Origin of the sequence: Pseudomonas sp. zfem003, assembly GCF_032621675.1 — a bacterium.
Lineage (GTDB): Bacteria > Pseudomonadota > Gammaproteobacteria > Pseudomonadales > Pseudomonadaceae > Metapseudomonas > Metapseudomonas otitidis.
In genome coordinates this window covers 322,446-332,678 of record NZ_JAVYJG010000010.1, presented here as the reverse complement: position 1 = coordinate 332,678, position 10,233 = coordinate 322,446, and the positions used below count along the sequence as shown (strand labels likewise).

General features: G+C 64.3%; 12 protein-coding genes. 9 read left to right on the top strand and 3 right to left on the bottom strand.

The annotated features are described in order from the left end of the window. From RTK35_RS24485 to RTK35_RS24455, 7 genes are all read left to right on the top strand, one after another. The coding region (locus tag RTK35_RS24485) for a transposase (RefSeq protein WP_316909216.1) at nt 1–179 on the top strand (179 nt) is incomplete at its 5' end. Nucleotides 180–262: 83 nt separating this feature from the next. Next, nucleotides 263–1,186 (top strand): hypothetical protein, encoded by a 924-nt coding sequence (locus tag RTK35_RS24480; protein ID WP_316909210.1) that lies wholly within the window; start codon nt 263–265, stop codon nt 1,184–1,186. Nucleotides 1,187–1,367: 181 nt separating this feature from the next. Continuing rightward, complete coding sequence (locus tag RTK35_RS24475; protein WP_316909209.1) at nt 1,368–1,898, top strand: hypothetical protein; 531 nt, start codon at nt 1,368–1,370, stop codon at nt 1,896–1,898. Nucleotides 1,899–1,975: 77 nt separating this feature from the next. Then, nucleotides 1,976–3,211, top strand: coding sequence for a TIGR03862 family flavoprotein (locus RTK35_RS24470; RefSeq protein ID WP_316909208.1), 1,236 nt, complete (start codon nt 1,976–1,978; stop codon nt 3,209–3,211). Nucleotides 3,212–3,276: 65 nt separating this feature from the next. Continuing rightward, nucleotides 3,277–3,888: a GNAT family N-acetyltransferase gene (locus tag RTK35_RS24465; RefSeq protein WP_044410624.1), complete on the top strand. Its 612-nt coding sequence runs from the start codon at nt 3,277–3,279 to the stop codon at nt 3,886–3,888. Between the two features lie 99 nt (nt 3,889–3,987). After that, nucleotides 3,988–4,995, top strand: a complete 1,008-nt coding sequence (locus RTK35_RS24460) for a response regulator (RefSeq protein WP_044410626.1) — start codon at nt 3,988–3,990, stop codon at nt 4,993–4,995. Nucleotides 4,996–4,998: 3 nt separating this feature from the next. Further along, nucleotides 4,999–5,466, top strand: coding sequence for a PAS domain-containing protein (locus RTK35_RS24455; RefSeq protein WP_107330384.1), 468 nt, complete (start codon nt 4,999–5,001; stop codon nt 5,464–5,466). A gap of 573 nt (nt 5,467–6,039) precedes the next feature. Here the strand turns inward: RTK35_RS24455 and RTK35_RS24450 are convergent. Both RTK35_RS24450 and yedA read right to left on the bottom strand, forming a co-directional pair. Next, nucleotides 6,040–7,356 (bottom strand): DEAD/DEAH box helicase, encoded by a 1,317-nt coding sequence (locus RTK35_RS24450; protein WP_069560754.1) that lies wholly within the window; start codon nt 7,354–7,356, stop codon nt 6,040–6,042. A gap of 89 nt (nt 7,357–7,445) precedes the next feature. Continuing rightward, complete coding sequence (gene yedA / locus RTK35_RS24445) at nt 7,446–8,342, bottom strand: drug/metabolite exporter YedA (protein ID WP_160482280.1); 897 nt, start codon at nt 8,340–8,342, stop codon at nt 7,446–7,448. Between the two features lie 157 nt (nt 8,343–8,499). On the opposite strand from yedA, the gene RTK35_RS24440 reads away from it, so the two are divergent. Next, a complete protein-coding gene (locus RTK35_RS24440) occupies nt 8,500–9,018 on the top strand; it encodes an Lrp/AsnC family transcriptional regulator (RefSeq protein WP_044410636.1) in 519 nt (172 codons plus the stop codon). Here the strand turns inward: RTK35_RS24440 and RTK35_RS24435 are convergent. Next, nucleotides 8,982–9,455, bottom strand: a complete 474-nt coding sequence (locus tag RTK35_RS24435) for an NYN domain-containing protein (RefSeq protein ID WP_044410639.1) — start codon at nt 9,453–9,455, stop codon at nt 8,982–8,984. The genes RTK35_RS24440 and RTK35_RS24435 overlap by 37 nt on opposite strands. 155 nt (nt 9,456–9,610) lie before the next feature. On the opposite strand from RTK35_RS24435, the gene RTK35_RS24430 reads away from it, so the two are divergent. Next, entirely contained in the window at nt 9,611–10,165 is a 555-nt protein-coding gene (locus tag RTK35_RS24430) for a cysteine hydrolase family protein (RefSeq protein ID WP_308724917.1), read from the top strand. Nucleotides 10,166–10,233: the final 68 nt, after the last annotated feature.

The following is a 10,233-nucleotide window of genomic DNA, read 5'->3' as shown; positions in this document are numbered from 1 at the left end:
GACTGTTTGATCGTCCGAAATACCGGCAGCGGAATATCATTGAGCGGATGTTTGGCTGGCTAAAAGAGAACCGGAGAATTAGCACCCGTTACGACAAGCTCGCCAGAAGTTTTGCCGCAATGGTCACGCTGGCTTGCACGCTGCGATGCCTGCGGCAGTACTTTTCGTACAGAACCTAGATCGTTGGTAATACTCCTGCGCATCACCAACGGCATTCCATTGAGCCGCACTAAACCCTACTTCACCGGAGAGAGCTAGTAAAATGAAAAAAAATATCGCACTTTTCTTAGCACTCCCATTCAGCCTATCTATCTCAGCTAAAACAATAGATTTGACCCCGCCCTTCGGCAACGCTAATAAAATAGAGTTCTTTTACTCAGACTTCCCCTCAGGCGACAGATCGATATCTGCAATCTTGGCTACTTCCGAATATCCCGGCAAAACTATCACCATTGCCAATATTTGTGATCCGGAGGGTGGCGATGCGATGATCGGAAATTTAGCAACAGTAGGCAGAAACTCTACTCATGGCGATATATTAGCCATAACTTGTATTTACAAATTACGCCACACCGGAATTGGCATAATAGGAACGCAATATCAAGCAAAAATATTTGAAAAAACAGAAGAAATCCTCAGGAAATCAATTTCAGAAGAGGAGTTACTCTCTGGATTCGAAGGACAATCTGAAAATGGAGATGCGTCATTTTATTTTTATAAGAACCCAGAATTATTTAGAGAAAAGCTAAGACTCATAACGGAAGGAAAGGAATCAGACTCCTTAGAACTGACTCACGCCATTGCAATTGAAACTCTTGAGAAAAATTCCGCAAAGACCGCAGGGAATTATCTATCTGAGGGTCTGATTAAAAGCCTCTTTAACAACCACCCACTCACCAAGAAAAACGCACCACTTTACAATGACATTGGCTATGTATTAGTTGAGGCGAAGAAAATGGAGCAAGCACTTACCATTCTTCTGCCAATCAAAGAGGTCGCTCCAAATCGCATCCCTCTATATTTAAACATTGCCGACGCTTACTGGCCCACCCAAAAAGAAATCGCCAAAAAATACTACGAAAAATACCAAACCCTGATGCTCAAGAAGGATAAGCGAGAGCAAATACCTGAGCGCGTAAAAATTAGAACAACAAAGGAAACTCTGAAGAATGCTTCCCGAACCTAGTGAAGCACGCTGATCTCGCTGCACGATTTTCCGATGAATAGGTGCTAGAGCCAGCCAAAATAACAGGCCACTCCAGACAATCCTTAGCGGTCGCTAAACCAGGTAAATGAGAGTTCGTAAAAAACAGCCTCATTTCAGCTCGCGCATTCAATAGATCACAAGACACGCTTAAATCCAGACCATGAACATCAAATATCATTTTCTTATCACCCTCTTTTTAGCTGCTGCCTTCCTAAACACTGCAGTTCACGGAGAGACTCTCCCTGCCACTAAGGCAGCCTGTCCAAATGGGGAAAAAGTATATTTTTCGTGCAAAACGAAACGATCGAAACTGATCAGTCTTTGTGGCAAGGAGATCAATAACAGAATCTCGTCACTCACCTACTATTTCGGAAATCTCGACACGCCAGAACTGACCATCAGCACCTTCTCGAAACGTCATTTCGAGCCTTTTTGGTTCAATCACTATTTTCGAAGCGGAGTCGACTACGCCAGAATTAATTTCATAAGAGGTGATTACCGCTATGAGATTTACAGCAGCTATAACATGGAAGAAACTCCGGAAGTACGATCAGGCATTACCGTATCCTCACTATCAAAACCAGAAAAAAGAACACACATTGAGTGCGTGAAAGATATAACCATCAATCTCACACCCTTGTTTCCAGTATTGAACTGTGACGAAGAAAGCGCGCTGGGCTGTTCGAACTAGCCCCTGACATCCCTCCCCAACGCCCCAGCCACCACCCCTGCTAGAATGCGCGCCACTCCAATCAGCCCCTGCCTTTCATGACCCAGCCCCTCCCCTGCGTCGCCGTTGTCGGCGGCGGCCCTGCCGGCCTGATGGCCGCTGAAGTCCTGGCCCGTGCCGGTGTACGTGTCGATCTCTACGACGCCATGCCCTCGGTGGGGCGCAAGTTCCTGTTGGCCGGTGTTGGCGGGATGAACATCACCCACTCCGAGCCGCTGGCCCCCTTCCTGGGGCGTTATGGCGAGCGGCGGGACGAAGTGGCCGCCCTGCTGGCAGGGTTCGATGCCGAGGCGTTGCGGGGGTGGATCCATGGCCTGGGGATCGACACCTTTGTCGGGACGTCCGGGCGGGTGTTCCCCACGGACATGAAGGCCGCGCCGTTGCTGCGGGCCTGGCTTAAGCGCCTGCGCGAGCTGGGGGTGCAGGTCCACACGCGGCACCGCTGGCTCGGCTGGGCCGAGGGCGGTGCGCTGTGCTTGGCCACGCCGGACGGGGAAGTCCGCGTTGAGGCCAGCGCCTACCTGCTGGCCCTGGGCGGCGGCAGCTGGGCACGGCTGGGTTCGGACGGGGCCTGGGTGCCGCTGCTGGAAGCCCGTGGCGTGCCGGTGCGGCGCCTGCAGCCGAGCAATTGTGGTTTCGAGGTGGCGGGCTGGAGCGCGCTGCTGAAGGAGAAGTTCGCCGGCGCGCCGATCAAGCCGGTGGCCATGGCCCTGGACGACACACCGCCGCGCCAGGGCGAATTCGTGCTCACCGAGCAGGGCGTCGAGGGCAGCCTGGTCTATGCCCTGTCTGCCGCGATCCGCGAGCGCATCAACCGAGATGGCCAGGCCACGGTGTACCTCGACCTGCTGCCCAACCAGCCTGTGGAAAAAGTCCGCGCCGCCCTCGCCCGCCCCCGGGGTTCACGCTCCATGGCCAAGCACCTGCACAGCCAGCTGGGCCTGGACGGCGCCCGTGCCGGCCTGTTGCGGGAGCTGTCCAGCCAGGCGGATTTCCAGGACCCGGCGCGCCTGGCCGCCGTGATCAAGCGCCTGCCCCTCACCCTGGTGCGCCCGCGCCCGCTGGACGAGGCCATCAGCTCCGCCGGCGGCGTGCCGTTCGAGGTGCTGACCGAGGGCCTGATGCTGAAGGACCTGCCCGGAGTCTTCTGCGCCGGGGAGATGCTCGACTGGGAGGCCCCCACCGGCGGCTACCTGCTCACCGCCTGCTTCGCCAGCGGCCGGCGTGCTGGCCTGGGCATGCTGGACTGGTTGGGGATCGACGCCCCGGCGTGACGGCCACTTGGAAAACGGAACCATCGTGCTAGATTTCGCCTCTCCCCCGCGCAGTCGAAGTCACCATGCCGTTGACCTTCCGCCCCGCCGTCGCCGCTGATGCCCCCGCCATCGCCCCGCTGGTCTACCGCTCGGGCCCGGCCGCCTTTGACTACGCCTTCAGCCACGGCAAGCGCCACGCGCTCGACTTCCTACGCTGGACGCTGGCCCGCCCGGCCGGCGAGTTCGGCCATGACCTGCACTGGGTCGGCGAGCTGGACGGGCGCATCGTCGCCACCGGCGCGGCCTTCAGCGGCGCCCGTAACCTCGCCAACAGCCTGGCGGCGCTGGGCCAGATCCTCGGCTTCTACCACCTGGGCGCCCCGGCGGTGATCCGCCGGGGCCTGCAGCTGGAGCAGGTGATCCAGCCGCCACCACGCGACGCCTGCTACCTCGCCCACCTGGGCGTGGCCGACGACCTCACCGGCCAGGGCATCGGCCGCCAGCTGATCGACCACCTGCTGCACCTGGGCCGCCTGGAGGGCTACCACCGCGCGGCGCTGGACGTTTCCGCCGCCAATCCCCGCGCTCAGGCGCTGTACGAACGGCTGGGCTTTCGGGTGATGCTGGAGCGCCCGTCCGGCGTGCCCGGCATCGCTGCCCACCGCTTCATGGTGCGCCCCCTCGACGCGCGCTGAAGAACACCCCACAGAGAAGGTGCAAGACGGCTTCCGGGGCGCTCCTCACAGCGTCTATGCTTGCTTTCACCTCCCAGCAGTCCACGGCGGAACCGCTCAGTGATCCCCCTTCTCGTCTGCGACGACTCGATGATGGCGCGCAAGCAATTGATCCGCGCGCTGCCCCCGGAATGGCCGGTGTCCATCACCCAGGCCAACCACGGGGAAGAAGCCATGGCCGCGATCCGCCAGGGCCTCGGCCTGGTGGTGCTGCTCGACCTGACGATGCCGGTGATGGACGGCTACCAGGTACTCGCCCAGCTCCGCGCCGAGGGCCTCAAGGCCCGCGTGGTGGTGGTGTCCGGCGACATCCAGGACGAAGCCCAGCGCCGGGTGATGGAACTCGGCGCGCTGGCCTTCATCAAGAAGCCCGCCGACCCCGACGAACTGCGCGCCACCCTGTTGCGCCTGGGGCTGATGCGCCCCCCGGCCGACGACGCCCCGCCGGTGGACCTGCCGCCCCGCGAGGAACTGTCGCTGAAGGTCAACTTCCGCGACGCCCTGCGCGAGGTGACCAACGTCGCCATGGGTCGCGCCGCCGCGCTGCTGGCCAAGGTGCTCGGGGTGTTCGTGCAGTTGCCGGTGCCCAACGTGAACATCTTCGAGGTCAGCGAACTGCACATGACCCTGGCCGACGCCCAGCGCGGCGAGCGGCTGAGCGCGGTGTGCCAGGGCTTCATCGGCGACGCCATCGCCGGCGAGGCGCTGCTGCTGTTCCACGACTCGGAGATCGCCGACATGGCGCGCCTGCTGCGCTGGCAGCCGGCGGACGACAACGAGACCTCGGAGATGCTGCTGGACCTCGCCAGCATCCTCATCGGCGCCTGCCTGGCGGGCATCGCCGAGCAGATCGACGTGCGCTTCTCCCAGGGCCACCCGCAACTGCTGGGCCAGCATGCCTCCATCGAGCGGCTGATCCAGCTCAACCGCAGCCGCTGGAAGAAGACCCTGGCGGTGGAGATCAGCTACAGCCTGGAGGGCCACGACATCCACTTCGACCTGCTGGTGCTGTTCACCGAAGAGGCCATCCCGCGCCTCACCCACAAGATCCGCTACCTGATGGACTGACCCATGCCGGCACAGATCGATATCAAGGAAATCCACTGGCTGCTGGACATCGTCCAATGCATCGACGTCGGCGTGGTGGTGGTGGACCGCCAGTACCGCGTCGAGGTGTGGAACAGCTTCATGGAGAACCACTCCGGCCTCGGCCCCGACGAGGTCCACGGCAAGCCGCTGTTCGAGCTGTTCGCCGAGATCGACGAGACCTGGCTGCGCCGCAAGGTGGACAGCGTGGTGCAACTGGGCACCCGGGCCTTCAGCCTGTGGGAACAACGCCCGTACCTGATGCGCTTCGACAACTACCAGCCGATCACCGGCGAGGAAGCCTTCATGTACCAGAACGTCACCCTGCTCCCCCTGGGGGGCGCCAACGGCCAGGTGGACCACCTGTGCATCGTCATCTACGACGTCACCGAAGTGGCCCGCTACAAGCTCCAGGCGGCTGCCCTGCGTGCCGGCAAGGGCGGCGAGGCCTGAGCCCGACTATTCACAGAACCTGTGGATAACCTTGTGGACAGCGGGTGGATGCCGAGCCCGGCCCCAGCAGGGGCCGGCCCCCGCCCGAACTGATCATTTTTCGTACAAATCCGAAACCGCGGAACCGCCTGCCAGCTAACAGATCAACCGGCTCCAGGCAAGCCTGCAGCTGCCCACAAAAACTGTGGAGGAGCCTGTGGACAACTCGTAGAGAACTGCCTGCAAGCCCCATGAATACTGGCGATCCAGCCAGCGAGCAGATTTCGTACAGCACACGGAAAAGGGAAATTTCCCTGGGGATTGTCGACGAACCGGCGCCTGCCATCAGACGCGGGAAAAGGCAATACCCGCCGTCGCGTTTCAAGGCCGCGAACTAGAGCGGCGGGATGCCGCAGGGGGCGTTTTCTGCCCCCATTTCCTGTGGAACGGATTGTGGATAACTCGTGGAAAGGCCAGGCGGAGCCAGGCACGGCGGGGGCTGGAGCGGGTTGATCGGTTATTGAGCAGCGCGCTCAAATTCCAATTGGCGATAACGCAATACCCCGGCGAACCGGGGTACTACACCGAAGCGGGTCAGCCCTTCTTGCCACGGGAGAAGCCGGGGCTCTTGCGCACCGCCTTGACCTTGGGCTTCTCGCTGTCGATCCAGTTGCCCAGGCGCGCGGGCTTGCCACCGGCCGCCGGCTCCTTCGGCTTCTTGGGTTTCTTCGGCTTCTTCAGGATGGCGCCGCTGGCGTCGGTGACCGGCACCCGGTGGTCCGGCTCGAACCCCGGCTCCTCGCGGCGCTCCAGGGTCTGGCGGATCAGCACCTCGATGGCCGAGAGCAGCTCCACCTCGTCGGCGCACACCAGCGACACCGCCTCACCGGTGGCCCCGGCACGCCCGGTGCGGCCGATGCGGTGGACGTAGTCCTCGGCGACGATGGGCAGGTCCAGGTTCACCACCTGGGGCAGGTCGTGGATATCCAGGCCACGGGCCGCCACATCGGTGGCCACCAGCACGTCCACCTCCCCGGCCTTGAACCGCTCCAGGGCCCGCAGGCGCGAGGGTTGGGGCTTGTCGCCGTGGATCGAATCGGCGGCGATGCCGCGCGCGTGCAACACCTCCACCAACTGGTCGACGCCCTTGCGGGTCTTGGCGAACACCAGCACCTGGCGCCAGCGGTGCTGCTCCAGCAGGTGCAGGAAGAGTTCGGTCTTGCGCTTCTTGTCCACCGGCACCAGCCACTGGCGCACGCTGCGGGCCGCCGCGTTGCGCGGGCTGACCTCGATGCTCAGCGGGTCGCGCAGCAGGTGGCGGGCCATCTGGCGGATGGCGTCGGAGAAGGTGGCGGAGAACAGCAGGGTCTGCCGGCGACGCGGCAGGGCGACGAAGAGTTCGTCCAGCTCACGGGCGAAGCCCAGGTCGAGCATGCGGTCGGCCTCGTCCAGCACCAGCGCCTGCAGCTGGCTGAACTTCACCGCGTTCTGCCGGTACAGGTCGAGCAGGCGGCCCGGGGTGGCCACCAGCAGGTCGATGCCCTTGCGCAGCTTCATCATCTGCGGGTTGATGCTGACCCCGCCGTACACCGCGTAGGTGCGCAGGGGCAGGTGCTGGCCGTAGGCCTGGAGGCTCTGGTGGACCTGCTCGGCCAGCTCGCGGGTGGGCACCAGCACCAAGGCGCGCACCGAGTTGGCCGCCACCTGGGGGCCTTCCTGGGTGAGCTTCTGCAGCAGCGGCAAGGCGAAGCCGGCGGTCTTGCCGGTGCCGGTCTGGGCCGCGGCCATCAGGTCGCGTCCCTTGAGCACGGCGGGTATCGCCTCGGCCTGGACCGGTGAAGGGGTCTGGTAGCCGAGCCCGTCGAGGGCGCGCAGCAGGGGTTCGATCAGGCCAAGGGATGCAAAGGTCATGGAAAACAGCCGGCAGGATGGAAAGCCGACATTCTAGGGCCTTGCGGCCTCGCCGGCACGCTGGGCTGGCGCCCGGCGTGCCGCAGCACTCAGGCCCGGGCGCTGGCGCGGGACGGACGCCACTGGGGCAGGCCGATGAGCACCACCGCGCTGATGATCACCAGCATCGCCAGCCCCTCCTCGGCGCCGATGTGCTCGCCGGCGAAGCTCACCCCCAGCAGCACCGCCACCACCGGGTTGACGTAGGCGTAGCTGGTGGCCGCTGCCGGGCGCACGTGCTTGAGCAGGTAGAGGTAGGCGCTGAAGGCGATGATCGAGCCGAACACCACCAGGTAGGCCAGTGCTCCCCAGCCAGCCGGTGTGGGCAGGCTGGTCATGCGCTCGCCGCTCAGCGCGCTGCCCAGCAACAGGGCGACGCCACCGGCGAGCATCTCCACCGCGCTGGCCATGGGGCCGGCGGGCAGCGGCAGTTGCTTGCTCCACATCGAGCCGAAGGACCAGCTGGCCGCCGCAAAGAGGATCAGCGCCGCCCCCAGGGGGCTCGCCTGCAGGTTGGAGCCCAGGTTGAGCAGGGCAATGCCCGCCAGGCCCAGGGCGATGCCGGCCCATTCCAGGCCGCTGGTGCGCTGGCCCCAGATCAGCCCGAACACCAGGGCGAACAGCGGCACCGTCGCCACTGCCAGCGCCGCCACGCCGGAGGCCACGCCCAGGTGCTCGGCCAGGGTCACGCCACCGTTGCCGCAGCTCAGCAGCAGCACACCGATCACCGCGCCGGCCTTCCACTCGCGCCGGCTCGGCATCGGCGCACCGCGCCAGCGCAGCCAGGCGAACAGCAGCCCGCCGGCGATGACGAAGCGCACGCCGGCCATCAGCAGCGGCGGCCAGGATTCCACGCCGATGCGGATGGCCAGGTAGGTGGAGCCCCAGATGACGTAGAGGGCGAAGAAGGAGGCGATCAGCAACAGCGGCGATGCGCGCGAAGACATGGCAGGACTCGTCGTTCCGATGACAGGGTCACCTATTCTATGCAAGGCTCTAGCGCCCCAATAAGAAGACAAACCTTCTTGTATGGGGCATGAACCTTTGAAAAAAAGGCAATTGCGTCTATCGGCCTTGTTTTCCACAGAAGCACCCGGAGCCCCCATGGACAAGTACGACCGCCTGCTGCTCGCCGCCCTGATGGAGAACGGCCGCGCCACCTTCGCCGAGCTGGGCCGGCGGGTGAACCTCTCCGCCCCCGCCGTCGCGGACCGGGTGGCCAAGCTGGAAAGCGCCGGGGTGATCACCGGCTACCACGCCTCGGTGGACCTGGCGAAGGTCGGCCTGCCCATCGAGTGCGTCATCGAACTGCGCCTGACCGACCACGAATCCAAGCGCACCCTCGAAGCCCTGGCGCGCATCCCGCAGATCGCCCTGTGCCACCGCATCACCGGGGATGCCTGCGTGCTGATGAAGGCTGCCGTGGCCTCGATGCCGGAGCTGCAGGACCTGCTCGACCACCTCAGCCAGTACGGCGCCAGCAAGACCTCGCTGATCCTCTCCACCCCGTTCGAGCAGCGCATCCCCGCGCCCCTGCAGGTGCAGGCACCCCGCGCCGAACCGACCCGGCGCAAGGCGGCGGAGGCTCAGCGCAGCAGCAAGTCGCCGTCGATCGGCACGTAGTGGCTGGCGGCGCGCACCAGTGACTGCGCGGTGAGGCCGGGCACGCCATAGGCGACGGCCTCCAGGCCACGGCTGCGGACGCGCTCCAGCAACAGGTCGAAGTCGCCATCGCCGGAGGCGAGCACGATGCAGTCCGCCCTGTCGCAGGCGTCCAGCACGTCGATGGTGATGCCCACGTCCCAGTCACCCTTGGCCGAGCCGTCGGCACGCTGGATGAAGGGCTTGAGGCGGACCTGGAAGCCCAGGTTGCGGAGGATCTGCTGGAACTGCCGCTGGCGCGGGTCGCCACGGTCGATGGCGTAGGCGGTGGCCTCCACCAGGCAGCCCTGCTCCGACAGGCTGCGCCACAGGGCGCCGTAGTTGAAGTGGCAGCCGTAGACGTGGCGCACCGTGTAGTAGAGGTTCTGCACATCGGCGAACAGGGCGATCTTCTTCACGGGGAACCTCGGTGAACAGCGGCAAGGGCGGCAGTATGCCAGCCCCCGGCGCCCTCGCGCCTGCCGAGTTGCCACCAGCCTGTGCACCGGGGGCTGACGGCGCCCAAAGGCGCGGGCAGAATCGCCCCTCTCGCCACGCAACGGACGGCACACCCATGCACACCCCGGCAGCCCTGCTCATCATCGACCAGCAACGCGGTATCCGGCGGGTCGCCACGCCCCGCAACCACCCTGAGGCAGAAGCCCGCATGGCCGAACTCCTGGCCCTGTGGCGCCAACGCGGCTGGCCGCTGGTGCACATCCGCCACATCTCCCGCGACCCGGCCTCGGTGTTCGCTCCCGGCCAGGACGGCGCGCGCTTCCAGGACGCCTTCGAGCCCCGCGCGGACGAAGCCGTGCTGGAGAAGAACGTCACCGATGCGTTTATCCACAGCCAGCTGGAACGCTGGCTGCACGTGCGCGGGCTGCGCGCGGTGGTGGTGGTCGGCGTCGCCAGCGAGAACTCGGTGGAAGCCACGGCCCGCAGCGCCAGTTGCCTGGGCTTCGCCACCACGGTGGTCAGCGACGCCTGCTACACCTTCGCCAAGCCCGACTGGTCCGGCCGGCCGCGCACCGCCGAGGAGGTGCACGACATGGCCATGGCCAACCTCGCCGGGGAGTACGGCCGGGTGCTGGACTGCGCCACCCTGCTGGCGGAGCTGGGCACATGATCGTCGCCCACCTGCCGACATAGGTTGCCGGAGGCCAACGCGCCAAAGCAGCGTGCCAGTGCGTTTTT